The organism is Arthrobacter sp. MYb214 (assembly GCF_002979865.1).
Classification (GTDB): Bacteria; Actinomycetota; Actinomycetes; order Actinomycetales; family Micrococcaceae; genus Glutamicibacter.
The window spans coordinates 49,617-73,751 of the sequence record NZ_PCPZ01000007.1 but is presented as its reverse complement, the minus strand read 5'-3'; the positions used below and the strand labels follow the sequence as shown (position 1 = coordinate 73,751).

Genomic DNA, 24,135 nt, shown 5'->3' with positions numbered 1-24,135 from the left:
AAAAGCTCCGGAGCCAGACCTATGGGCCTGGCTCCGGAGCTGGATATTGTGGAGATGGGGAGAATTGAACTCCCGTCCGATGTGGTGTTGCCAGGTCTTCTCCGGGCGCAGTTTGCTGCGGATTTTCTCTGCCCCAACCATCACGCAAACATGTGGTTGATCCGGGCACAGTTGCCTAAATGTGTATCCAGAAGCGGCAACATCCGCTGGATACATTGGCTATCTAAATGACGTTAGGAACAGGGGCGATAGCGTCCCCTGGCTAACGGACCGTCTGGCTGCTTAGGCAGCGAGAGCGAAGTCAGTGCGCTTTGATTCGGCACTTATTGGTTTGCAAAGGGCGTTTACGAGATAACTTTGCGTCCTCGGCCCGCTTCATCTGTCGCGACTCACACCGTCGAAACCGATCATCCCCGTATTTTGTTGTCAGTCCCGGTCTCCCGGGTACAACCACACCCTAGGGCGTGTCTACCAATCATAGCGCACTGCCCGGGTTTCCCCCAATGCGAAATGCGCCACAAGCTAACCTTATGCGTTTCCGCGGTTGCGTTCGCGCATGGCACGCAACGCCTCGCGATTATCCTGCTTTTCCCTCAAGGTCTGGCGCTTGTCGTATTCGCGCTTACCGCGGGCAACGCCGATCTCCAGCTTCGCCCGACCGGATTTGAAGTACAAGCTCAGCGGGACGACGGTCAGGCCGGCTTCACTGATTTTGCGTTCGATCTTGAGCAGTTCCTGGCGGTGCAGCAAGAGCTTGCGGCGACGACGGGCCGCGTGATTGGTCCACGATCCATTGAGGTACTCGGGGATGTAGACGTTCTCGATGTACAGCTCGCCACGGTAGAACTGGCCGAAACCGTCAACCAGCGAGGCCTTGCCTTCGCGAAGCGACTTCACCTCAGTACCCGTGAGCACCATGCCAGCTTCGAAGGTGTCGAGTATTTCGAAATCGTGGCGCGCCTTGCGGTTGCTCGCGATTACTCGATCTTCTTGATTCTTCTTAGCCACGTTACTCCTTGCATGTCGCGGGCGGATTCCCGCGCACAGATTACAAGTCTAGCGCTAGAGAAGTCCCAAGGGGTTCACATGTGAACCATTGATGATCGTTTCGAAGTGCAGATGGCAGCCGGTCGAATTGCCGGTGGTGCCAACGTAGCCTATAACCTGGCCCTGCTTCACATGCTGGCCGACGCTTACCGCGATGCGGGACATGTGGTGATAGTTGGTGGCCAGGGCCTTGCCCTTGATGACGCCGTGAGAAACGGTGACCTTGTTACCCGAGGATCCGCCCCAACCGGCCATCCACACTTCACCGGAGGCAGCAGCCGTGATTGGCGAGCCGCACTGGCCGCCGAATCCCCAGTCAATGCCTGCGTGGACATAGCCGCCACGGCCGCCATAGTCGATTGTTCCAGCTGGAGTCGGGCGCCACCCGAAGGTCGAGGTCAATCGGTTACTGGTAGTGGGCTTAACCAAACCCCAGCTGCTTGGCTCGGCATATGTCGGTGCCTTTGGCTCGGATTTGGGTGCTACATAGGCCTTCTTCTTGTAGGCCTTTTTCTCTGCGCGAGCTTCTGCTGCCTTGCGCTCCTGCTCAGCTTCGTAGGCCGCCTTTTCCTCGGCGATGCGCTTTCGCTCGGCTTCTGCTTCGCGGCGCGCTTTTTCTTCTGCCTTGCGCTTGCGTTCGGCAGCTTCCCTGATCAAGCGCTCCTGGCGTTCCTTGATCTGCTGGTTGACCGCGGCGTATTCCTTCTGCTGCGATTGCAGTTTCGCCTGGATACGCGGCTTCTGCGCTTCAAGTTCAGCACTGAGTTCTTCGGTGCTGGCAACCAGCGCATCCAGTTCGTTCTTGGCGTTCTGCGCAGCATCTCGCGCCGCCTGCTCCTGCGCCAAGGCTTCCTCAGCCTGGGCTTTCAGGGAGGAAATTTCCTTTTCAACAGCAACCAGGCGAAGCTTGTTGCTTTCATTGCTGGCTTGTTCCTGGGCCAGGTCATTGTATGCGGCATTCTGGGATTCCATGGCGCGGTTGGCCATGTCCAGGCCATCGGCCATCTTGGTCGCCGAATCCATGTTGAGGATCATGTCCAGCCCGCCAGAAACGCCGCCGCGCTTATAAGCTTCAGAAGCGATCTGCGCCATCGCATCTTGAGCGTCGGAAAGCTTAGCCGCGTTTTCCTCGATCTGCTTAGCCACTTCATCACGAGTCGCTTGCGCGCTGATTAAGCGGTTGTTGAGATCGGAAAGGGTGGCCTGTGCATTGGCTACGCGGCTTTGCGCGTCAGCCAATGCCTGCTGGGCTACAGGAACCTGTGCTTGCTGGTCACGCAATTTCCTGTCGGTTTCTTGAATGTCGGCATCCAAGAATTCCATGTCGTTCTCGAGGGTATCGATGTTCTTTTCGACTTGAGCTTTCTTGTCGTCCAGTTCATCGGCGGCTACCAGCCCTGCGGGCAGCGTGAGCGCGAGAGCCATTGCTCCACCGATGGAGGCGCGTAAGAATTTACGTCGCACTGCGTTCGACAGCATAAAGCTCCTTTTAGAAATTGCGTACTTCAGTTCAAGCCTAGATAACGTTTCAGCTAAACCTTCAGGTAACGCTTCAACGTTACCACTGATGAAATTGTGGCCAAAACGATACCAATAATCAAGAGTATCGGAGCAACTAGCCATATTTCGCTGGTGGAGATGAACGCTACACCGACGTTTTCATTGGCCAACTTATCCTCGACGAGGAACTTCAGCAGCAACCACAAGGTGCCAGAAGCCAGCAATCCACCAATCAGCGACGCGATGACTCCTTCGATAATGAACGGCAGCTGAATCGTTGCTTTCGATGCACCAACCAGTCGCATGATCGTTGTTTCGAGTCGCCGGTGCATGGCTGAGAGCTGGATAGTCGTACCGGTCAGCAGCACCGCGCAAACAATCATCACGATTGCAACGACAGCAGCGGCGGCGGATGCCACGCGCACCAACTGGAAGACCTTTTCAAGCAGTTCCCGTTGGTCAATGACCGAGTCAACGCCTTGTACCGTGGAGAACGCTTCGTTGATCACCGGATACTTCTCCGGATCTACCAGTGCGACGCGGAATGATTCGGGCAGCTGCTCAGCAGTGACCTGGTCAACCAATGCCGAGTTCTCGTATTGGTCGAGGAAGTTTTCGTATGCCTGGTCCTTCGACTCGTAGGCGAATTCCTTGATATACGGCGCAAGCTGCTCTGATTTGAGCATCTCTTCAATGCTCTGGCGCTGCTCTTCGGAAACCGCGCTACCAGCGCAGTTGGGCGAAGTGCTCGTGTCATCACAGAGGTACACCGCAACTTCCATGCGGTCGTACCAGTAGCCCTTCATCTGGTTGATCTGGAGCTGCAGTAATACCGAGGCACCGACGAAGGTCAACGATACGAAAGTCACCAGCACCACAGAGACGACCATGACGACATTCTGCCGCAGGCCCTTCGCCGCTTCGCGGAGAATAAATCCTAGTCTCACTGGTCCTCGTCTTTCTTGTCCTCAGCAACCTGTGACTCTTCGTCGTACTCCACGGCGGAATCGCCGACGAGCAGTTCGCGCGAACCGTCCTGGTTCACCACGGTGGTCATCGGGGCGTACTGTCCATCAATTTCATCGCGGATGACCTGCCCGCGACTCAGTTCAATAACGCGGTGGCGGTATTCGCTCACCAGTTCATGTGCGTGCGTAGCCATCAGGACAGTCGTACCGTTCTGGTTAATGCGGTTGAGCACGTTCATGACTTCGATGCTGTTCTTGCGGTCGAGGTTACCCGTAGGCTCATCGGCAAGCAGGATCGAGGGCCTGTTCACAATGGCGCGGGCAATGCCGACGCGTTGCTGCTCGCCACCGGAAAGTTCAGTTGGCTTGCGACGCGCCTTATCTTCAAGGCCGACCATTTTAAGTGCATCTGGCACACGCTCGCGGATCTGGGCCCGTGAAGCTCCAATGACCTCCATGGCGAACGCGACGTTGTCGAAGACCGTGCGCTCGCGCAGCAGGCGGAAGTCCTGGAAAACGAAACCGATGTCACGGCGCAGCTTAGGCACACGGCGGCTCGGAATGCGGTTGAGGTTCTGTCCCGCCACGTAGACGGATCCGTCGGTGGAGCGCTTTTCGCGCAGCACCAAGCTGAGGAAGGTCGACTTACCCGAACCGGATTCGCCAACCAAGAAGGCGAACTCGCCACGGTCTATCTCGATGTTTATATCGTCCAAAGCTGCATTCTGCTGCTTTGGCTCGTAAACCATCGAGACGTTTTCGAATTTAATCATGTCTTCAATCGCTAGTCTTCGTCGGGGCGCGACCCACGAATACCAATCTCGAGATCAAACGTCTTTTGGTGCGCCAGTCTTCCAAACACTATCGGTGCCAGGTAGCTAACCAGCCGAAATATAAGGTGTGTTGCGAGATTCATGCCGTACATACAGCTAACGCAGAATGCCCAGCTTAGGCATGACTAGCTGGAATTAGCGAAACGGAGTTCGTAACGGTGATGATACTTACACCCTCTGTGGCAAAAGCGTTTAGACCAGCTGGAATTCGCGATTTCGCTTACTTACTAGGGCGACGCTGTCCTGCACGCCAGCGGATGCCTGCATCAATGAAATCGTCAATTTCACCATCAAGTACTGCCTGGGTATTGCCGACTTCATGTTCGGTACGCAGGTCCTTGACCATTTGGTACGGATTAAGCACATAGGATCGCATCTGATCGCCCCAAGATGCCTTCACATCTCCGGCGAATTCCTTCTTCTGGGCGTCTTCTTGTTCCTTCTTCAGAAGCAGCAACCGCGATTGCAGAACTCGAAGTGCGGCAGCACGGTTCTGGATCTGCGACTTTTCGTTCTGCATCGAGACGACAACTCCGGTAGGAATATGCGTCATGCGTACTGCAGAGTCGGTGGTGTTAACGCTCTGTCCGCCAGGGCCAGAGGAACGGAAGACGTCCACGCGGATTTCAGATTCAGGGATTTCGATGGTGTCAGTCTGCTCAATCAGCGGCACGACCTCCACTGCGGCAAACGACGTCTGGCGACGTCCCTGATTATCGAATGGTGAAATACGAACCAGACGGTGCGTGCCGGCTTCTACCGAGAGTGTGCCGAAGGCATACGGTGCGTCGATTTCGAAGGTTGCCGATTTAAGGCCGGCCTCCTCGGCATACGAGGTATCCATAACGGTGGCCTTGTAACCACGGCGTTCAGCCCAGCGCAGGTACATGCGCAAAAGCATCTCTGCGAAATCGGCGGCATCAACGCCGCCGGCACCGGAGCGAATCGTGACAACCGCTCCGCGAGCATCGAATTCACCGTTGAGAAGGGTAACAATTTCGAGTTCGGCAAGGGACTTCTGGACGCTGACGAGCTCTCTATCCGCTTCGTGCAACGTATCATCGTCGTCTTCAAGTTCAGCAAGCTCAACCAAGACTTCCAAATCGTCGATGCGGGTCTTCAGCCGGGTCAGCCGTTCCAGCTCAGACTGGCGATGCGATAGCTTGCTGGTAACGATCTGCGCGGCGGCCGGATCATCCCAGAGGTTCGGAACGCCAGCTTCCTCCGAGAGGACTGCGATGTCAGCTTTGATCTGCTCGACATCGCTCACGTCTTCAATTGCGGAGAATGTAGAACGCAGTGAGCGGATTTCAGCGGAGAAGTCAGTTTTTGCCATGGTCCTCTAAGACTACGTCATTTAGCCATTGATCAATGAGTCCGGTGCTATCGCCGAAAAGAAGTTCCAATCGAGGTTTTCACTGAAAATCGCGCTGTGGAACCCCTAGCCAACTTGCAAGGCTTGCATCCACGGGTCGATCGGGAATCCGGCCAGTCAGTTCTCGAACAGTATTTCTGAACTGGGATTTGGAGGTGGGTCCGCAAGCTTCCAAAGAAGCCCGAACTACCGCAAAAATGATGGATCCGGTTGCGCTGGATCCATCCTTCTTGGATTCCGCTCCTGGGGCATGCAGCAGCGTTGCTCGCTGACACGTTCTTTCTCTTGCTTCCCAGTACTTGTGCATTTCCCGCTTCCCTGGAACATCCATGCTGCTCTGCGCGGAGGTGTTCACCTGCTCAGTACAGTTCTTGCTGATGAATCTAGAGATATTGGTACTCCGTCTGGAACGATCCACCCCACTATCGGCGGTTGCACCGAGCCCTGCAGCACGAGATTCGCGCCTTGCCCATCAGGCGTGATCTGCACCCGGCCAATGCGTAAATTGTCGACGCGGCCGGCCGCACCCACATCCGAAAGGTACTGTTGCACGGCTTGTTGCACGCGCTGCTGGTCCAACTGAATCCTCGGGTCGCCATTGTCCGCAACAAATTCGAATTCATCCACGGCAGCCACGACCGCCCCGTCGGCAATTGACAACAGCTGACGCGCTTTGAGGTTGACTGCGCTGACTGCTAGCACCACTGAAATAGTCAGCAAAGTGATGGCGCACAAGCCGATTGCCAGCACTAAGGATTGTCCATCCTCGTCCCGTGGATTCAGGGCAGCGCGTTTTGTCCTAGCCAAAGCGATCAGTCCTTTGCGAGGCTGAAGAATCCACGGTGAAAGCAGATACCTCTGCCCAGTCGGAAACGAAAGGAAGGGGAACATCCAACGCTACCGTCACAGTGACGACACTGCCCGGACTCAAGCATTCCTTGTCGCAACTAATCGATGTGCGAGCGTCGGCATATCCAAAGTTGTTCATGGTTCTTCGTACGACTGCGTGCGCATCTGACCTTGCCTGGGCGGGGTTATCGGCGGCGGCGAAAACCTTCGCTGCATGATCAGCAGCTCCAACCACGGCATAGCTACCGCCTTGCAGCTGTCCGACGGCCAGAATCAGGTACACCATGGGAATCAGCAAGACAGTTGAAGCAAAAATAAACTCCACTATCGCGCTGCCGCGATCTTCGGCCCGGATTCTCTTGTGCATCGCGGCAGCGAGATACTTGGCTCTACCCATAACGCACAGCTTCTCCCTGAACCTGCAAATCCCACCCGTTGGGCAAGAACCCGATTAAGGGCACCCTAGTGTTAACCGATACGGTTACCAACTGGCTATCACCAACGCGGGTTGTGCTCACAGCAATGTCACGGGCAAATCCGCCATGCAAGCTTTCGGTGATCAACATCCGAGTTCTGCTTCGAGCGTCGGATACTGACCGATTGGCCAAAGCACCGTAATGGGCGCCGTTCGATGCTGCGTCAATCAGGGTGTTGCGCACATGCAGTACCAACGCGAGTTGGATGAGCGTCATTGCGATGACCACAAGCAACGTTGTGACCATGACAAATTCGGCTACAGCAGACCCGTTCTCGCAATCTACAAGTTCCGCAGATTCCGAATTTCCAGGAGACCCCGCACTCGACCACATGCGCGGTTATCCCAATCCGGAAACTCGATCGATCGCTTGGTTGAACAGGTCCTGCAGCCTAGGCCCTGCAATGGCCAGCAAGGCGGCAACCAGCAACGCGGACATGAGTGTAATCATGACCCATCCGGGCACGTCGCCTCTGCTATCCCTGAGTTTCGGGGAAACCTTACGAAAGAGTAGTTCACCGGTTGCAGTGATTTGCAATACCAGTTTGAGCATCATTTCTTGTATGTGATTCATGACGGCCCTTCTAACTTGCTAAAGGATTTCAAAGTGGGAGATTCAAGCTTTTCTATGCTCCGATCAATAACTCATCTCCAATAACGCCAGACCGGGGAATACGGCGAAAACGATCGTGAGAGGAAGAATTCCGAACACGACCGGTACCAGCATGGAAATCTCGCGTTTTCCTGCAACTTCCATAAGTTCTCGTTTGGACGCATCGCGGACATCTTGTGCTTGGTCTCTGAGCACTTGAGCCAATGGTGTGCCTCGCTCTGTTGCAACAACGATTGCATCGACAAATCGCGTCATGGCTCCAACTTGCATCCGGTCGGACATATTCTGCATCGCTTGGACCATCGGTGTGCCTGCGTGAATGTCGTTCAAAGTCTTGGTGAATTCGTCACCGATCACCCCGTGGCAGATTCGTGAAATTCTTTCGATGGCCCCGGTGGTTGATTCGCCTGCGCCGACAGTTAGCGCCAGCACTTCGGCCACGGTTGGAAACTGAGTCAATATTTTCCTGGCCCGCCGATGGATCTGTTCGCCAAGCCACCAACCACGCAATGCATAGCCAACAATCCCGAAACCAATAACGACTAGCACCGATAGGATCAAAGAGACATGATACTGAACGGCGGCAAAGGCCATGAGCGCAGATCCTGCTACTAGCCCTGCCAGAGCATAAACAATTTCTTGAGACCGGTAGTCAATTACGCTCATGTCCAATCCGGCAGCGTTCAGACGCTTCCGAAGAGTACTTGCCGAAGGACTGTGTAGGCTAGCCAGCTTCTTGATTTGCAGCAACATGGGGGCAGCGAGTTGGCCTAAAGCCGAGTGCCCGGAGTCAGAGTGCCATGAGTCTTCCAGCATGCGTGAGCTTCGAACGCCAACGCGAACATGGGGCGCAATACGATCAGCGAAGGCCATTCTTCGCCAGCCCGGCAGGTTCACAAAGACCAGCCAAAGGCCTATGCCAAGTCCCAAACCGCAAAGCGCCGCCCACGGTGTATAGCTGTTCATGCCAGGACTCGTTCTTCTACTGGCAAGGTGCCCAGCCGGAGCATGATTCGATAGCAAACGAGGGAAACCAGCATGCCCAGGCATAGCACTATCACTCCCCCGAACGTCATATATGCATCCTTCGCAGCTTCCTGGGTGCCCAAGACCAACAGCAAGATCCATGGCGCGGCGACTGCCAAACGCGCTGCCGAGACAATCCATGATTGGCGGGCAGCGAGTTCCCCTCGTGTTCTCACGTCATCGCGCAAGAATGCCGACAAAGTTGTGAGCGTATGCCCCAAGTCGGTGCCCCCGACTTCACGCGTAATCCGCAATGTCGTGAGAATCTTGTCGGCTACCGGGTCTGCCAAGCGTTCGCCCAGCTGGTCCAGCGCCACGGAGAAGTTCGCTGTGGCTCGATAGTCCAATGCGAAATCCCGAAATAGCGGACGCAATACCTGCGGGCCGACGACAGCCAATTGGCTCAATGCTTCGGGAAGAGATAGGCCCGCCCGGATGGCACTTCGCAAGTGATCAACCACCTCTGGCCATTGTTCTTGCAATGCTGTGCGGCGCTTGGTGGCTTGATGGCGCAGGTAGACCCATGGTGCGAATGAACCGAAGATGCTAAACACCAAGGCGAAGAGCCACGAAGCGGTGAGTCCCAACGTCACCAACGCGGAAGTCAGCCCGCAGACCAGGCAAATCACGATGAATTTTGCCGGAGCCAGATTGCTCATTCCTGCATGCAAAAGAGCATTCTTGATGGCCGAGCTACGTTTGGGCGATTTTGCCCACGGGGCGAAGAGCAACCAGTCAACCATGAGGGCAATGCCTAGCCCGCCAAGGAGAGCAAAGAAAGCAACCACCGCTACACCGCCATCAATTCGGCAATATTGATTCCAGCGACATCAAACTTTTCATGGGACCAATCGGCTCCCCGAGCCGGCAGCAGGCGATCGGCTTGCCGCTCGAAAAGCGTCGAGGACTCAATTTGCCCTTCCTCCACGCGGTTGCGCACGCTGAGAATCTCGTTGACATAGCGATGGCCCTGTGGACTCCGCACGCAATGAACCACAAGGTCAATGCATGCAGCCACGGTCTTGATGGTGAAGTCGCTGGTGATATTTGGTCCTGCAAGCAACGGCAAAGTGCAAATTTTTGTGATAGCGTCGCGGGCAGAATTCGCATGCAAGGTACATAGCCCCGCGATTCCCGAGTTCAGGGCAATGAGCATATCCAAGGACTCTGCTTCGCGGACCTCGCCGATAATGATCCGTTCCGGGCGCATGCGCAAGGCCTCCTTGACCAGCCGGCGCATCGTGATTTCACCGGTGCCTTCAAGATTGGCGAGGCGAGTTTGCATGGCAACGACATCTCTTAGTGAAAGATTCAGCTCAAAGATTTCCTCGATGGTGATAATGCGTTCCCTGGGGCCGATCGCTGATGCCAGACAGTTGAGCATTGTCGTTTTGCCGGCTTGTGTAGGGCCAGTAACGATGACATTCAGACCGGCACTGATCGCCGTAGAAAGGAACCTCGCTGCTTGTTCGCTCAAGGCTCCCAGCTCAACTAGATCTTCAAGTTTTCCCGCGCGAGCAATGAACTTACGAATGTTGATGGCCCAATGCTCATGGGTGATGTCTGGAATCACGACGTGAAGACGAGACCCATCAGGCAATTGGCAGTCGACGAATGGCTGGGAAAGGTCCAGACGCCTGCCCGACGTTTTGAGCATGCGTTCTACTAGAGCCGCGATTTCTGCCGATTCCATGCGTATGTGGGTCAGTTCGCTTTGGCCACCTCTGGCGCAAAATACTTGATGTGGAGAATTTACCCAGATCTCTTCAACAGAAGGATCATCCAATAAGGGTTGCAGCGCTCCGAACCCGGCCACATTATCGAATACTGAACGTTGGGCGGCCTCTAGCGATCCAAGTGAAGGCACGGCGCCAAGCAATGCGCGTTCGTCGTAGTCGCGAATGACCTCTTCAATAAGTGATCGGATCATCGCTGGCTGCTTTGCCGGGTCCAATCCACGCCGGCGAACCAGCTCGCGTACTTCGTCTTCGACAATGGACAGCGCATCCACGACTGACTCCTTTGGCTTCCCTACTGGAGGATCCCGATCTCGGGGACTATCGGCGAGCGCGTCGTCGGTGCAGCATACCTATTCGTATGACAAGGGATGCTATCTGCAGCAGAGACCGCTTTCAAGAGGTTCCCGAAGTTGTGGATAGTTCTTGGTACTTTCTCCACACCAAGATTCTTATCTTCCAGCGCCGCCCTCAATGCTGGTTTAGATGGGAACGACAACATTCCATTACATTCAGGAGACCTCATGGTCCGCTATGAATTACTTCTGATTTCCCGAAAATTCCAGCATCCGCGGCAATTCGAACTTGTCATGTCCGGACGAATATCGGGCGAGCAGCTCGCCGCACTGCTGCAGCAGCATTTCCCGGGACAACGATGGTATTCGGGAATAACGCGGATAGAAGAGTTGGGGATCCTGCATGCGTCTGAACGTCTTCTGCTCAATGAATTGCCCCAACCTGTTCGCGCCACAAGCACCACAGCTTCGTGCCTCAAGTTATATGTAGTTCGCGGCCCCGACGCTGGTGCCTGGATTCCGCTCACAAAGGGAGAACATGTCATCGGCAGAACCGCCCCATTATGGTTAGAAGATCCGCTGGTGTCCCGGGTTCACGCGAAGTTATTCGTGACAACCCGGAGCTTGCGCCTGGTAGCCTGCTCTGAGCAGCAACTTGCCATGCCAGATGGCAGCCGCTGCGAGTCCGTGGAATTGGAACACGGATCGCGCTTCTTTCTGGGCAACACTGAATTCGCTGTCGGCGATCCATTAACCGCCCAATCCGGTCAATTGGTAACCCCCGAACAATTGGAAATCCAAGTACCTTCCAAGCCCGAGCTGTCCCGCTTAATTGCTCTGGTCCTCGCAGCATTCGTTCCGATCATCTCCGGCGTCTTGCTTGCCTTGGTTACCGGTTCGATGCTCTTTCTGATCTTGAGTGGCGTTTCGGCCCTTATGGGTATGGTGCCTGCCGGTCAACTGTTCGTGGAGCGTCGCGAATGGAAAAGGGAAATGGAAGTGCAACGAGCTTCCGCCATTATCGCGAGAAGTAAATATTCTCCGGCTCTCGGAGAATCGTTCGTAGCCGGACTGGATTCCGCTTCTTTGGGACTGTCGCATGCCCGGATACCACCACTGGTTTGGGGCGAGGGACTGTGGTCTCCGCAGGACACCTCTCGTTCTGATCCCACGGGGATCCGCAAAGTATTTCGTAGCCTCAGGAAGACGAAGTCGGACGCGCCCTGGTTCGGTCCAGTATTTTTCCCGAGTACCCCGAGCGTCTGGCAGCTGAATTCTGCACAAGGGCAAAGCGCTGGGGCTATTCTGGCCGCAGTACTTGCACGCTATCTCCCGGCCATACATTCCGGCCAGATACGGCTCGTGCTCGATCCCAGTGTCAGGTGTCTTCCGGCGTCGCTGCTTTTGGTGAGCAACGTTTCCGTGGCCCACCTGTCGATTCCCGAAGAATCGAGCTTCACCAGGAAAGAGGAAACCAACCTGGCGACGTTGTACGTCACTGCCCAGGAACCTCAACCTATTTCCGGCGCCCTGGTGCTGGGCGTTTCACCGGTGCTGGCCGAATCCGTGGAGAATTGGATTGTTCCAAGCCCCGTGTCCTCGCGTTTGCCCGACGAACGCTTAGTGCTGCAGAACCTAAGCACGCTGAGCCTTTCGCGGTTCGACAGGATGGTGCAGCAGTATGTGCAGCTGCAAAAGCAGGCAATAACCAAGAACGCAGAATCCATTGCATCCCCGTCACTAGCCGTACGGGCACATCTGGGCCTCGATGAACAGCAAGAGGACGTGTTCCTTGATCTTCATGAGGATGGTCCGCATGTACTGATTTGCGGCACTACAGGGTCAGGCAAGTCAGAAGCGCTCAGGCGCCTGATTGCTGATTTTGCCCGGAACTACCCGCCGACTCAGCTTGCCTTCGCACTTATTGATTTCAAGGGTGGAGCTGGACTAGGCGTCTATGCAGGTTTGCCCCATGTCCAGCTCTTCGCAAGCGACCTCGATGAGGCAGCGGCTCAGCGCACGTTGGAACAACTAGAACATGAGGTGCGGCGGCGCGAGGAGCTTCTGGCAGCACAAGGCTGCAGCGACATTGCGGAATATCAAGATCTCGACGAATCAGGCCCGATTCTGCCTCGCTTGCTGGTAGTCATTGACGAATTCCGTGTTTTCGTCGAAACGCTTCCTCAAGCCAGCGCCAGAATTGATCGTTTAGCTGCGGTGGGTCGAGCTCTAGGAATCCATCTGATTCTCAGCACGCAGCGTCCGGCTGGCGCTTTGACGGGACAAACCAAGGCGAACTTAAACACGACAATCGCATTGAGGGTAAACGACCCGGGTGAGTCCGTGGAACTGGTGGGCTCCACCGAGGCGTCCAAACTCCTCCACCCCGGACAGGCGATCATCAAGGGCGCTTCCAAGCCCACTAGGAACATGCAATTCCAGCTGGCCATCGAGCCGCCACTGCACGGCGAACTATTCGAGCGGAATCGTCAAGATCTCAGCCTTCGTCCGTTGTGCCGATTCGAAAAGAGCATCGCGTCAGTCGCTGGAGATCGCTTGCAAAACCATGCAGCAGAACTTTCCTCACAGTGGTCCACTTCGGAGCTCCCGGTATCTGGTTTTGCTCCAGCGTTGCCTCGGCCAGCAGAACCAACGCACTCGCCAGATACGTGGGATGGGAAGGAACGAGGAACGATTTACTGCGGCGTTGCAGATAATCTGCATTTGGCCCGGCTTGAACCTTTGATTCTTGACCCTGCCCGTTCACGATCAACATTGATCTGCGGCTTGCCAGAAGCCGGTGCCCGAACCCTGTTCGCTTCCCTCGCCCGTTCGCCCAGAAAAATACTTTGCTTCGGTCCGTCGCCGATCCCGGATGCCACTGAAAACGTCAAGGTTGTCACGGGTGAGGATCCCTATGGCTTTTTCGATGCTGTCGACTTCCTGGAATCCATGCCCAGTGATCCAGCATTGATCATTCTCGTTCATTCACTGGCCCAGTTGCAGTCCAATATCCACCCGCAACATTTCCAACGCCTGGACGAAGCACTCGGTACGCTATTGCGTTTCGGCGGCCCGCAATCGCCTATGGTGATTTGTTCAGTTGACCGCGACCAAAACGCGTTGAAGTCCACCGGTCTTTGTACAGAGCAATGGTTCTTCCCATTCAACGCTACCGAGTCATTAAAGATGATGTGGCCCAAGATCCCGGCCTGTTCGCTTTTGCCGGGTCGAGGGGTCAAGCTGAGTTCGGGGCATCCTCCGCAGGTCTTCCAACTCACCGAAGTTCAATTAGCTGAAATCCCGGGAAGCACCTGGCCCGAAGTGCCTTCGGCTTGGCAGATGCCTTCAGGTTCTGCCCTTCAACCGGCAAACTTTCTGGGATACTCGCCCTTCGATGGTGAGGCGGTCCCTCGACCAGCAGGTCCGATGGTTGTTGTGCTGTGCCCCGATACGCAACAGCGCCGGCAGCTGACTGCCGTACTCGCTGTGCGTTGGAACTCCCCGCATATTTGCGGCCTACCGGACTTTGAACGGTTCGTACGTTCTCTCGAGGACGGCTCGTACCGTGTTCGGCAGGACTTGCTTTGCCTCTTCCTCGAAACCACCAATGACTCTCGGTTGCCACCGCTCTTGAACGCTCTGAATTCGAGGGGAATCGGTGTCGCGCTATTCGTTCCGCCGTCCAGCAGGATGGCCTTCGACCTGGGATTGAGCGCCAACGGGTTCGATGATCGCCAGGTAGTCGCTGTCGAAGCCCATCATCCGCAAGATCTTCAACCGATGAATTGGCAGCCAATCCATCAGGTGCCTCATCAAGGAGCCAAAGACTATTGGTGCGCGGTCATCTCCAAACGAGGCAAACCGCGGATGATTCATATTCCGTACGAATTATCTGCTGGCAATTCAGCGGTTTGGCCGGTCTCCGAGGAATGCGGTGGTCTTCGGCGCGAAGAGCATCACCACAGTGGTTCCGGCGACCACGATGGAAAGTACCGCCGCGGCCGTCACCATCGGGATATTGGAGCTCAGGAATGAAACAGAGAGGATGAGCTGGAATAGTTGCCAAACGACAATCGGAGCACGAGTGAACGCTTTTCCCTTGAAGAAGTTGACAGCTACCGAGCCTTGCCAAACGGCAAGAAGCAAGCACAGGGTCAGCATGAATAACTGCCCGCCCATATTGACTGTTCCGTTGGTGTCGAGGTTCAACATGTAGCTGATGGCGTACGCCAGAACAGCCAGGGCCTCAATTAGGACAAGCGCGGCAACCACGAAAACACTGGTTGGGCGGGACGAGATTGCATTTTCGTTGCTCACATCAACAATTTTCGTTGACCTTCTGCAGGAACTCAAACCGCAACAATTGACTTTTGCTGTTGCTCGCGCCACACCTCTGATAACTAGCGGATCCTAGTGCCAAATGCCATGTGAGAAAGCACTCAGGCATTCAGCAACATTTCGCTACCGTGACTCTTGTTTACTTCCGCGTTACATGAAAACCTTATGTGGTCGGTTAAACGAAGTGCCCGAATGGACTTCTCCGACCTTTCGAGACGCCAGATGTTAACCGCTAGGCAACCAGGATTTCGTTTCACTCCTAGTTATTTTTTGCCTGTGTGTTGATTGTCGTTGGTGTTTCACACCCTCTCAGATTTCAAGGAGCATCAATAAGCATGGATTGGCGTAGCCGCGCGGCGTGTCTGGAAAAGGACCCGGAACTGTTTTTCCCAGTGGGAAACACCGGTCCGGCCCTGTTGCAGATCGAAGAGGCCAAGAGCGTCTGCCGTCGATGTGAAGTAACCGAAACCTGCCTGCAGTGGGCTATTGAGTCCGGCCAGGATGCAGGCGTCTGGGGTGGCATGAGCGAAGATGAGCGTCGTGCCTTGAAGCGTCGTGCAGCACGAGCTCGCCGCGCTTCCTAATTAAGCTGCGCTCGAGGTAATTCTCGCAACCCGAGACGCTATACGAAATCCGCCAGAGGTAAACACCACTGGCGGATTTCGAGTTTAAGCGACAAATTGTCAGCTCAGCTAGGTACATTAAAAGTAGTATTCATGTTCGAAAGGATCCGTTAGTGACTCTGGCCCGCTTCGCGTGCACCGTTCAGGCAGGTGCGACCGCAAAATGAGCCCGGCCCTGACCGACCCCAACCTGGGCAAGACGCTGGATGGTCGATACCGACTGGACCATCTGCTTGCCCTGGGTGGCATGTCACGCATCTACCGCAGCATGGACAAGCGCCTGCATCGAGCGGTTGTCGTGAAGATCCTGAACGACAACTTCTCCAGCGAGCATACAGTGCGTGAGCGATTCGAATCCGAAGCTGTCATCGCTGCGAATATCACTCATCCGAATGTGGTCTCCATCCGCGATCACAACGTGAGCGATAATCTGGTGTACCTCGTGATGGAGTATGTTCGAGGACGGAACCTCGAACAGGTCATTGAAGAACGCGGCCGCTTTACTCCGCGTCAGGCGCTAAGCGTCCTTGAACAAATTTGCCACGGTCTCAGCGCCGCGCACAGCGAGGGAATCATCCACCGGGATATGAAACCGGCAAATGTGCTGCTCTCCGATACCGGCGAAGTGAAAGTTACCGACTTCGGCTTGGCCCGTGCTGCCAGCGCCCATACCCAGTCAGCCACGCTCGTCGCCACGCTGTCCCATGTCTCCCCCGAACTAGTTTCAGGGGCACCAGCCGATTCGCGCAGCGACATCTACGCACTGGGCATCATGATCTACCAGATGCTGACTGGACAAGCACCGTATACCGAGACCAATGCCGCTGCATTAATGAAGCATCATCTGGACTCCCCCATGCCCATGCCCTCGGACTTGGTTCCGGGATTGGCCGAAGATCTCGATGAGTTGGTTCGATGGTGCACCGAGAAGGATCCAGAGAAGCGCCCGCAAGATGCTTCGCTGCTGCTGGAGGAGATCATCCAGATCCGCTCAACGCTCAACGATGCGCAACTGGACCTGGGCGCCGAGGACCTCGGCGGGATTGAAGATCTCACCCCGCAAACTATGGCGCAGATGCCCACTACGCTGCAGCAGCGTCTTGATGCGATGCAACGCGAGCGCGAAGATGAGCGTGAACAGCTATGGCTGAAGCGGAATACTGCTCAGCACGAGGACAGCTACGTTATCGATGATGCCCCCGCCGATCCTGACCAGACAACCGTCATTGCCGCGGTTGACGCCACCGAAGTCTTGGATCTTCGCGATGCGCAAGCCACACTGGCCCAGCCTCGTCCCACTGATCTTGCCGCTGATTCTGGCATAGCCGCAACGTCGGTGTACACCCGCGGCCGCGATCTGGAACCGGCCCACGAGAATGACGCCGATTCCGAAGCACCGCTGTCGGTACGTGGCCAAAAGCGTGCGCAGAAGCAGGCTGCAAGAAAGTGGCGCAAGGAAGCACAGGTACCCACCCACCGGTTGCGTCAGCCTCGCTCGGGTACGCAGAAGTTCGTCATCACCGTGATGTGGATCCTCATCGTGGCTCTGGTCGCAGGTGCCGGATGGTTCTTCGGCCGCGGCCCCGGAACCGTCATCCGCATCCCGTCATTGACCGGCATGCTTCAATCGCAGGCAGTCGCGCAAATGGATGGCCAAGGTGTTCCAGTTCGGGTAGGCACGACCTACAACGATGAGATTGCCATCGGCAGGGTGGTCGACTCGCAGCCGGGGACCGGCGAGAACATCATGAAGTTCCAGGGAATCGATCTGATCGTTTCGCAAGGCCCTCAGCTTTTTGCAGTTCCGGATTTCACCGGGAAAACCCTGGATCAGGCCACCAAGTTGCTCGATGAAATCGGTTTCGAAGATGTCCAGGAAGCCGAGGCCTACTCGGAATCGGTGACGAAGGGCGAGATTATCAGTTCCTCCCCTGCCGCCGGCAAGAAATTGCCGCGGAAGAACATCATCACCCTCACTGTTTCCCAGGGACATGCTCCGGTTCCTGTTCCTGCGGTCATTGGTCTTGGCAAGGATGCGGCCAAGGAAAAGCTTGAGTCCATGGGCTTGAAGCTGGAAACCGGTGAATCCGTCCATTCCACGACGACCGAAAAAGGCCTAGTCGCCGTCCAGGACCCGGCCCAGGGCACCGTTGCGTACGGCAGCACCGTGACAGTGAATCTCTCGGAAGGACCAGAATACGTCCAGATCCCATCCGTGCTCGGCATGGGCGTCGAGGAAGCACTCTCTGCACTGGAAGCCGCCGGCTTTTCCGTGAAGACGCACAATGTCTTTGGCGGTTTCAGCCAGACCGTTCGCATGCAGTCTCCATTGCACCAGCAAGCCGTGCGCGGCAGCGAGATCAGCATCTACGCCTTCTGAGGCCTGCGCCGTTCCCCAGGCATAAAAATAATCCGGTTCCCGCTGTCGGGAACCGGATTATTCTCTAGCTGCTAGCGGTTTCGGCTGCGGCTCTGCAGTGCCGAGGAGACCAGGAAGGCCATCTCCAGGGACTGGCGGTGGTTCAGGCGCGGGTCGCACAGCGACTCGTACAGCGAGTCGAAGTCTTCCTCGCGGATCGGATCCGCTCCGCCGAGGCACTCAGCCACATCGTCGCCGGTCATCTCCACATGCAGGCCGCCTGGGAAGGTGCCCAGCGCGTCGTGCACTTCGAAGAAGCCGCGGACTTCGTCCATGACATCTTCGAAGTTGCGGGTCTTGTAGCCGTTCTGGCTGGTGACCGTGTTGCCGTGCATTGGGTCCGTAACCCACAGCACCTGGGCGCCGGAGGCCGTGACCTTTTCGATCAGGTTTGGCAGCTTCTCGCGGATGTTCTTCGCACCCATGCGGGTGATGAAGGTCAGGCGTCCTGGTTCGCGGTTCGGATCGAGCTTTTCGATCAGCGCGAGGACATCTTCCGGATCCGAGTTCGGGCCCAGCTTCACGCCGATTGGGTTGCGCACGCGCGAGAGGAAGTCCACATGTGCGTGGTCCAGCTGACGGGTTCGTTCACCGATCCACAGGAAGTGGCCGGAGGTGTCGTACGGCAGGCCGGTCCGCGAATCGGTACGCGTCAACGCACGCTCGTAGTCCAGCAGCAGTGCTTCATGGGAGGCGAAGAACTCGGTGCGCTTGAGCGCCTCGAAGTCTGCACCGCAGGCATCCATGAAGCGGATGGCCGAGTCGATCTCGCCGGCCAGCTGCTCGTAGGCGGAGTGCGCCGGGTTGGCCATGAATCCGCTGTTCCACGAGTGCACGCTGCGCAGGTCTGCGAAGCCGCCCTGGGTGAACGCGCGGATCAGGTTCAGCGTGGCCGATGAGGTGTTGTAGGCCTGCACCATGCGCTTCGGATCGTGGGCACGGGAATCGGGTGTGAAGTCGAAGCCGTTGACGATGTCGCCGCGGAATGCCGGCAAAGTAACACCATCTCGGGTTTCGTCATTCGAGGAGCGCGGCTTGGCGAACTGGCCAGCCATGCGTCCCATCTTGATTACCGGCATCGATGCGCCATAGGTCAGCACCACAGCCATCTGCAAGATGGTGCGAACTCGCGAGGAGATCTTGTCGGCGGTTGCATCGGCAAAGGTTTCGGCGCAGTCGCCGCCCTGCAGCAAGAAGGCCTTGCCCTGGGCTGCTGCGGCCAAGCGTTCGCGCAGTACGTCGACTTCGCCGGCAAATACCAGTGGCGGACGCGAACCCAATTCGTTGATGGAGGACTGATAGTCCTTGTGCTCACGCCAAGTCGGCTGCTGGGCAATTGGCAATTCACGCCACAAATCTAGTTGCGGATCGGTGGCGGGGCCGGCTACGGAGGAGCCTGGCAATGGGGTTCGGTTTTCTTCGCTCACCTTGCCCATTCTACGTGGCATCAGCTCAAAGGACCGCGATGAATGTAACAAGTCGCCGTAACACTGCGCATAACGGCCTGCTACTTCTTTGGTTTGCGTGGAGCATAGATGTCGACGTAGCTCTGACCTGACAGGACATTGATTGCCTTGCGGATCTCGTCGGCGCAAGCGCGAAGCGTTTCAGGATTCGCGGACCTGCCGTTCAGGTGCTCGAAGGTCAGCGGCTTGCCGATCTTGATCCCGATCCGGCCCGGATGCGGCAGGCTTTGGCCGATGGGCTGGACCTTGTCGGTGCCAATCATTGCAATTGGTATCACCGGGGCACCGGTTTCCAGGGCGAGCTTTGCGACGCCGAGCTTGGCCCGGTACAACCGTCCATCCGGTGAACGGGTGCCTTCCGGATAGATGCCCAGCACCTGGCCCTGCGCCAGTGCGTTCTTGGCACTGGCCAGCGAAGCAGCCGATTTCTGCCCGCCTGAACGGTCCATGGGCAGCTGGTTGATATTGCGGAAGAACCACGCGGTGATCCGGCCCTTGATGCCCTTGCCGTTGAAGTACTCGTCCTTGGCCAGGAAGATCACGGTACGATCCAGCGCCGCTGGGAGGAACACCGAGTCGCTCACCGACAGGTGGTTGGAAGCCAAGATCGCCGCACCGGTTTCAGGCACATTGCCGATGCCCTGGATCTTGACGCGGAAGAAAATTCGTATTAGCGGCCGGACAGCGAAACGCTTGAGGAAGTCGTACAGCACAGCGGGAAAATTCCTTCTTCTAGTTGACCAGCTACGCGGGAAGAGAAACCGCGACCTTACTGGTCGAAGCGCACTCCGCACCCTTCAATTGTGCACTACGCTCGAAGGTGAAGGCAGAAATCCGGAGGGTTCACGATGAAACTTGATGCAGGCAATACTCCGCTGGACGAGCGCAAACGTCCATGTGCAGTACTTATGATCCACGGTTTTACCGGCTCCGCTGTTTCCATGCAGCCATGGGCGGATTCCTTGGAGCAGGCCGGATTCGACACGGACATTCCCCTTTTGCCCGGGCACGGAACGCAATGGCAGGACATGGTCGGTCGAGGTTATGGCCAGTGGATCCACGCTACCGAAGCGGCTTTTGACAGGCTCGCGCGCACGCACGAGCAGGTATTCGCCGCTGGCCTTTCCATGGGTGGCGCCCTGGCCCTGCATCTGGCGACCCGCCGCAATGTAGCCGGTGTTTCGCTGGTCAATCCGGGCCTGGTCGTGGACTCCCCCTTGTCCCCCTATACTCCTTGGCTCAAGCATGTAGTGCGCAGCGTTGCCCCTATCAGCAATGACATCGCCAAGCGCGGTGTCGATGAAGGGGCCTACCCGCGCACCCCGGTAGCAGCCGTAGCCGAACTCCGTTCGCTCTTTGCCCAGACCCGCCGGCGCTTGGAACTGGTGAACGCCCCGGTGCAGCTCTTCCGTTCCACCGTCGACAACGTAGTCTCAGAGCAGTCGGTGCGCGAGCTGGTCGAGGGCCTGAACTCAGGCACCCTGGCCGAGCACCACATGCTCTTGCACTCCAAGCACGTAGCCACACTGGACTACGATGCGGAGCAGATTTTCCACGAATCCGCTCGCTTCTTCGCGCAGCTGGCCGCCACGGAACAGAAGCGCCAGGAGGAGCGCGCATGAATCCGGAAGATGCCCATCCTTCAAACCAGAATGATCCGCAGTGGGATGAGCTAGTCGAGAATTTCCGTCAGCTTGATGCCTCGGCACCCCGCGAACCCAGCGCCGACGAGCGCGCGGCGAGACTGGAGAAGCTCTTCAACACCGGGCCTGCCGCGGTTCGCGGACCGCGCGACTATGTTGCTGAGCAGACCCCGGAAGAGTTCGTTCCAGAAGAACCCGCCGCGCTGGGTTCGGGTGATCCGATGCTGAACCTCGCCTGGGTTGGCGCCGCTGGCGGTCCGCTTGGGTTGCTGCTGTGCGTGGTGTTTTTCCGATCAGCTCCGGTGTTCATCTATTTCGGACTGGCACTCGCCGCCCTGCTCGGAATCGCCTACTTGCTCAAACGTCTTCCCACTGAACGCGATCCGGGAGATGATGGGGCTCAAGTATAGAAAACGGCTTTGAGTACACCACACGGTAGGTTACTCTATAGTAATAAAGATGTGATGCGGGTTACCCGCTATTGCTAATGGGGTCCCACAGAGTTTCAGGAGTTGAAGACCAGATGCGCGAATACAGCTCGCCAATTCGCATTCATTCGCCACAGCAGTCGAATATTACAGATCTGCTATTACGCCACGCGAATTCAGCGGCCAACCCGGCATTGTTCTCAAAGCCGGGAACCGACGGAACGTGGAATGATGTCACGGCATCGCAGTTCGCTGCCGACGCCCGGGCCATTGCGAAGGGGTTCATCGCCAATGGCATCGAAGCTGGCGACCGCATCGCGTTGATGGCCAAGACCCGCTACGAGTGGACACTGGTTGACTTCGCCATCTGGTTCGCCGGCTGTGTCACTGTCCCCGTCTATGAAACTTCCTCCCCTAGCCAGGTTGCCTGGATCGTTTCCGATTCCGGTGCCAAGGCCGTCGTCGTTGAGGCCGCCGCCCAGGAAGCCGTGGTGCGCCGCGCCGCCCATCAGGAACAGCTCGACGGACTGGATCACGTCTGGCAGTTCGATGGCGGGCTGGAACAGCTCTCCGAAGATGGCCGGAACGTCGATGACCAGTTGCTCGAAGCCCGCCGTTCGGGCGCAGCATTGGATGACATCGCCACGATCATCTACACCTCGGGCACCACCGGCCGTCCCAAGGGCTGCGAGCTGACCCACGGCAACTTCGTGGAGCTGGCGGAGAACGCTGTGGCTACCTTGCCCGGCGCCGTTTACCCGGGCGCATCGACCATCATGTTCCTGCCGCTGGCTCACGTTTTCGCCCGCTTCATCTCGGTAGTCAACATTGCCGCTGGTTGCCGCACCGGGCACACCCCCGATGTCAAGCACCTGCTCGAGGACCTCCAGTCCTTCAAGCCGAACTTCATCCTCGCTGTGCCGCGCGTCTTCGAGAAGGTCTACAACTCGGCCATGCTCAAGGCTGAAGATAGCGGCAAGGGCAAGATCTTCCACGCCGGCGTTGACGTTGCAGTGGCATACTCCCGCGCCAAGCAGGAGGGCAAGGTACCGCTCGTGCTGAACCTGAAGCACAAGCTCTTCGACGCCCTGCTCTACCAGAAACTGCGCACCGCGATGGGTGGCAACATCCGCCATGCGGTCTCCGGCGGAGGTCCGCTGGGCGAGCGCCTCGGCCACTTCTTCAACGGCATCGGGGTCACCATTCTGGAAGGCTACGGCCTGACTGAAACCACCGCACCGATCACGGTGAACACCCTGGACCGGATCAAGATCGGCACCGTAGGCAAGCCGCTGCCGGGCAACGCCGTGCGCATCGCCGCGGACGGAGAGATCCTCACCAAGGGCATTTGCGTGATGCGCGGCTACCGCAACCGTCCAGAGCTGCAGGATGAGACCTTCACCGATGGCTGGTTCCGCACCGGGGATATCGGCGAACTCGACGCCGACGGATTCCTGAGAATCACCGGGCGCAAGAAGGAAATCATCGTCACCGCCAGCGGCAAGAACGTGGTTCCTGCGCTGCTTGAGGACCAGATCCGCGCCGACGCGCTGGTTTCCCAGTGCGTGGTCATCGGCGAGGGCCGCTCGTTCATTGCGGCCCTGGTGACCTTGGATCCAGAAGCCCTGCCAGGTTGGCTGGCCCGTCACCAGATGGACCAGAACCTGTCGCTGGACGAGCTATCGACCCATCCAAAGGTGCTCGAAACCGTGCAGGCGGTCATCGACAAGGCCAACACCTCGGTATCCAAGGCCGAGGCGATCAAGTCCTTCCGCGTTGTGCCTGCTGACTTCACCGAGGAAACCGGTCATTTGACTCCCTCGATGAAGATCAAGCGTGCAGTAGTGCTCAAGGACTACGAAGCCGTGATCGAAGGCATCTACTCGGCGCCCAAGCCGACAGCATAGTCCAGCACTGCATTAGCCAGCTCCCACGATTCGCGAGCTGAGGCGGCCCAAGGCAACTTGAGGCCGCTTTGCTGTGTTCGGGCATAGTAGCTGCGCGGCAATACCACGCGGCTGAATGCCTGGGTGGCGTGATTCTGGTGCTCGTGGCCAAGCACCGCGTAGATCAGGTTCCCAGCCAGGTCCTTGCGGCCATTGGCCAGCAGCCATTCGACCAATTCCATGAGCCGGTCTTCCGAGTCGGCACTGGTATCGCCCACAACCACCAACACGTTGGTGCCGGTGAATTTCCCGTCCATCACCGATTGCACGCGCTGCGGTCCGGCCGTGGCCACCTGGGCCTTGCAATCCAATTCGCCGAATTGTTCGGCCAGGTGCTCTGCGATTTCGCAGAACGGAAGATGCGTGTCGAGGGTGAAGACCAGTACCGTGATCGGCTGGCCCTTGGATCCCAGCTCGGCAACCTGCTGCCTCAGCCGGGCGGGCACAGCCCCGGGCGTCATCTTGCTTGGGCGCATCACAGCTCCTTCTGCTTTGTGGTTCGCACGATTAGTTGGCAGAGCGCAGGGGCCCGCAACCTTGGTCACGAGCCC

The 24,135-nt window shown here is 57.1% G+C and carries 21 protein-coding genes and 1 other RNA gene; 6 read left to right on the top strand and 16 right to left on the bottom strand.

Annotated elements, in window-relative coordinates; genetic code table 11:
* Window positions 1–46: 46 nt before the first annotated feature.
* The 13 genes from ssrA to CQ012_RS15415 all read right to left on the bottom strand — a co-directional run bounded on the left by ssrA (window position 47) and on the right by CQ012_RS15415 (window position 10,697).
* Window positions 47–415, bottom strand: a transfer-messenger RNA (tmRNA) gene (gene ssrA, locus CQ012_RS15475).
* Between the two features lie 113 nt (window positions 416–528).
* Complete coding sequence (smpB, locus tag CQ012_RS15470) at window positions 529–1,008, bottom strand: SsrA-binding protein SmpB (protein WP_105658370.1); 480 nt, start codon at window positions 1,006–1,008, stop codon at window positions 529–531.
* 54 nt (window positions 1,009–1,062) lie between these two features.
* Window positions 1,063–2,526 (bottom strand): M23 family metallopeptidase, encoded by a 1,464-nt coding sequence (locus CQ012_RS15465; RefSeq protein ID WP_105658369.1) that lies wholly within the window; start codon window positions 2,524–2,526, stop codon window positions 1,063–1,065.
* Window positions 2,527–2,579: 53 nt separating this feature from the next.
* Entirely contained in the window at window positions 2,580–3,494 is a 915-nt protein-coding gene (ftsX, locus tag CQ012_RS15460; RefSeq protein WP_105658368.1) for a permease-like cell division protein FtsX, read from the bottom strand.
* Window positions 3,491–4,288, bottom strand: a complete 798-nt coding sequence (gene ftsE, locus CQ012_RS15455; protein ID WP_105658367.1) for a cell division ATP-binding protein FtsE — start codon at window positions 4,286–4,288, stop codon at window positions 3,491–3,493. The genes ftsX and ftsE overlap by 4 nt, the downstream gene beginning before the upstream one ends.
* 280 nt (window positions 4,289–4,568) lie before the next feature.
* A complete protein-coding gene (prfB, locus tag CQ012_RS15450; RefSeq protein ID WP_105658366.1) occupies window positions 4,569–5,684 on the bottom strand; it encodes a peptide chain release factor 2 in 1,116 nt (371 codons plus the stop codon).
* Window positions 5,685–6,074: 390 nt separating this feature from the next.
* Window positions 6,075–6,473 carry a hypothetical protein gene (locus CQ012_RS15445; RefSeq protein WP_105662567.1) on the bottom strand — a complete coding sequence of 133 codons (399 nt, stop codon included), beginning with the start codon at window positions 6,471–6,473 and terminating at the stop codon, window positions 6,075–6,077.
* 49 nt (window positions 6,474–6,522) lie between these two features.
* Window positions 6,523–6,969, bottom strand: a complete 447-nt coding sequence (locus CQ012_RS15440) for a hypothetical protein (RefSeq protein ID WP_105658364.1) — start codon at window positions 6,967–6,969, stop codon at window positions 6,523–6,525.
* Window positions 6,962–7,381, bottom strand: a complete 420-nt coding sequence (locus tag CQ012_RS18030; protein ID WP_105658363.1) for a TadE family protein — start codon at window positions 7,379–7,381, stop codon at window positions 6,962–6,964. The genes CQ012_RS15440 and CQ012_RS18030 overlap by 8 nt, the downstream gene beginning before the upstream one ends.
* Before the next feature lie 6 nt (window positions 7,382–7,387).
* Window positions 7,388–7,603 carry a hypothetical protein gene (locus tag CQ012_RS15430; RefSeq protein ID WP_286134310.1) on the bottom strand — a complete coding sequence of 72 codons (216 nt, stop codon included), beginning with the start codon at window positions 7,601–7,603 and terminating at the stop codon, window positions 7,388–7,390.
* Window positions 7,604–7,684: 81 nt separating this feature from the next.
* A complete protein-coding gene (locus tag CQ012_RS15425) occupies window positions 7,685–8,626 on the bottom strand; it encodes a type II secretion system F family protein (RefSeq protein WP_105662566.1) in 942 nt (313 codons plus the stop codon).
* Window positions 8,623–9,474: a type II secretion system F family protein gene (locus CQ012_RS15420; RefSeq protein WP_105662565.1), complete on the bottom strand. Its 852-nt coding sequence runs from the start codon at window positions 9,472–9,474 to the stop codon at window positions 8,623–8,625. Before CQ012_RS15420 ends, CQ012_RS15425 begins: the two co-directional genes overlap by 4 nt.
* A 2-nt stretch (window positions 9,475–9,476) precedes the next feature.
* Window positions 9,477–10,697, bottom strand: coding sequence for a TadA family conjugal transfer-associated ATPase (locus CQ012_RS15415; RefSeq protein WP_105662564.1), 1,221 nt, complete (start codon window positions 10,695–10,697; stop codon window positions 9,477–9,479).
* 249 nt (window positions 10,698–10,946) lie between these two features.
* Here CQ012_RS15415 and CQ012_RS15410 point away from each other — a divergent pair, with 249 nt between their 5' ends.
* The 3 genes from CQ012_RS15410 (at window position 10,947) to CQ012_RS15400 (ending at window position 18,062) form a co-directional block, all read left to right on the top strand.
* Window positions 10,947–14,756 (top strand): FHA domain-containing protein, encoded by a 3,810-nt coding sequence (locus tag CQ012_RS15410; protein WP_181149084.1) that lies wholly within the window; start codon window positions 10,947–10,949, stop codon window positions 14,754–14,756.
* Window positions 14,757–15,394: 638 nt separating this feature from the next.
* Complete coding sequence (locus CQ012_RS15405) at window positions 15,395–15,643, top strand: WhiB family transcriptional regulator (RefSeq protein ID WP_013348560.1); 249 nt, start codon at window positions 15,395–15,397, stop codon at window positions 15,641–15,643.
* Window positions 15,644–15,845: 202 nt separating this feature from the next.
* Window positions 15,846–18,062, top strand: coding sequence for a Stk1 family PASTA domain-containing Ser/Thr kinase (locus CQ012_RS15400; protein WP_105662562.1), 2,217 nt, complete (start codon window positions 15,846–15,848; stop codon window positions 18,060–18,062).
* A gap of 71 nt (window positions 18,063–18,133) precedes the next feature.
* Here the strand turns inward: CQ012_RS15400 and CQ012_RS15395 are convergent, their stop codons facing one another.
* Together CQ012_RS15395 and CQ012_RS15390 are read right to left on the bottom strand one after the other, a co-directional pair.
* Window positions 18,134–19,537 carry a class II 3-deoxy-7-phosphoheptulonate synthase gene (locus CQ012_RS15395; RefSeq protein WP_105659067.1) on the bottom strand — a complete coding sequence of 468 codons (1,404 nt, stop codon included), beginning with the start codon at window positions 19,535–19,537 and terminating at the stop codon, window positions 18,134–18,136.
* Window positions 19,538–19,608: 71 nt separating this feature from the next.
* On the bottom strand, window positions 19,609–20,280 hold the full coding sequence (locus tag CQ012_RS15390) for a lysophospholipid acyltransferase family protein (protein WP_105659066.1): 672 nt from the start codon (window positions 20,278–20,280) through the stop codon (window positions 19,609–19,611).
* A 135-nt stretch (window positions 20,281–20,415) separates the two neighbouring features.
* Here CQ012_RS15390 and CQ012_RS15385 point away from each other — a divergent pair, with 135 nt between their 5' ends.
* The 3 genes from CQ012_RS15385 to CQ012_RS15375 all read left to right on the top strand — a co-directional run bounded on the left by CQ012_RS15385 (window position 20,416) and on the right by CQ012_RS15375 (window position 23,545).
* Window positions 20,416–21,189 (top strand): alpha/beta hydrolase, encoded by a 774-nt coding sequence (locus CQ012_RS15385; RefSeq protein ID WP_105662561.1) that lies wholly within the window; start codon window positions 20,416–20,418, stop codon window positions 21,187–21,189.
* The gene (locus tag CQ012_RS15380) at window positions 21,186–21,620 is read left to right on the top strand and encodes a hypothetical protein (RefSeq protein WP_105659064.1); all 435 of its coding nucleotides are present in this window, start codon (window positions 21,186–21,188) and stop codon (window positions 21,618–21,620) included. Before CQ012_RS15385 ends, CQ012_RS15380 begins: the two co-directional genes overlap by 4 nt.
* Before the next feature lie 113 nt (window positions 21,621–21,733).
* A complete protein-coding gene (locus CQ012_RS15375; RefSeq protein WP_105659063.1) occupies window positions 21,734–23,545 on the top strand; it encodes an AMP-dependent synthetase/ligase in 1,812 nt (603 codons plus the stop codon).
* On the opposite strand, the gene CQ012_RS15370 is transcribed toward CQ012_RS15375, so the two are convergent.
* The gene (locus tag CQ012_RS15370; RefSeq protein WP_105662560.1) at window positions 23,518–24,060 is read right to left on the bottom strand and encodes a hypothetical protein; all 543 of its coding nucleotides are present in this window, start codon (window positions 24,058–24,060) and stop codon (window positions 23,518–23,520) included. The two genes, CQ012_RS15375 and CQ012_RS15370, sit on opposite strands and share 28 nt — an antisense overlap.
* Between the last annotated feature and the right edge of the window lie 75 nt (window positions 24,061–24,135).

Coding starts and splice junctions, on each gene's coding strand:
- CQ012_RS15465 (WP_105658369.1), bottom strand. CDS start 2,526: ATGCTGTCGAACGCAGTGCGACGTAAATTCTTACGCGCCTCCATCGGT.
- ftsE (WP_105658367.1), bottom strand. CDS start 4,288: ATGATTAAATTCGAAAACGTCTCGATGGTTTACGAGCCAAAGCAGCAG.
- prfB (WP_105658366.1), bottom strand. CDS start 5,684: ATGGCAAAAACTGACTTCTCCGCTGAAATCCGCTCACTGCGTTCTACA.
- CQ012_RS15440 (WP_105658364.1), bottom strand. CDS start 6,969: ATGGGTAGAGCCAAGTATCTCGCTGCCGCGATGCACAAGAGAATCCGG.
- CQ012_RS18030 (WP_105658363.1), bottom strand. CDS start 7,381: ATGTGGTCGAGTGCGGGGTCTCCTGGAAATTCGGAATCTGCGGAACTT.
- CQ012_RS15430 (WP_286134310.1), bottom strand. CDS start 7,603: ATGATGCTCAAACTGGTATTGCAAATCACTGCAACCGGTGAACTACTC.
- CQ012_RS15425 (WP_105662566.1), bottom strand. CDS start 8,626: ATGAACAGCTATACACCGTGGGCGGCGCTTTGCGGTTTGGGACTTGGC.
- CQ012_RS15410 (WP_181149084.1), top strand. CDS start 10,947: ATGGTCCGCTATGAATTACTTCTGATTTCCCGAAAATTCCAGCATCCG.
- CQ012_RS15405 (WP_013348560.1), top strand. CDS start 15,395: ATGGATTGGCGTAGCCGCGCGGCGTGTCTGGAAAAGGACCCGGAACTG.
- CQ012_RS15400 (WP_105662562.1), top strand. CDS start 15,846: ATGAGCCCGGCCCTGACCGACCCCAACCTGGGCAAGACGCTGGATGGT.
- CQ012_RS15395 (WP_105659067.1), bottom strand. CDS start 19,537: ATGGGCAAGGTGAGCGAAGAAAACCGAACCCCATTGCCAGGCTCCTCC.
- CQ012_RS15385 (WP_105662561.1), top strand. CDS start 20,416: ATGAAACTTGATGCAGGCAATACTCCGCTGGACGAGCGCAAACGTCCA.
- CQ012_RS15380 (WP_105659064.1), top strand. CDS start 21,186: ATGAATCCGGAAGATGCCCATCCTTCAAACCAGAATGATCCGCAGTGG.
- CQ012_RS15375 (WP_105659063.1), top strand. CDS start 21,734: ATGCGCGAATACAGCTCGCCAATTCGCATTCATTCGCCACAGCAGTCG.
- CQ012_RS15370 (WP_105662560.1), bottom strand. CDS start 24,060: ATGCGCCCAAGCAAGATGACGCCCGGGGCTGTGCCCGCCCGGCTGAGG.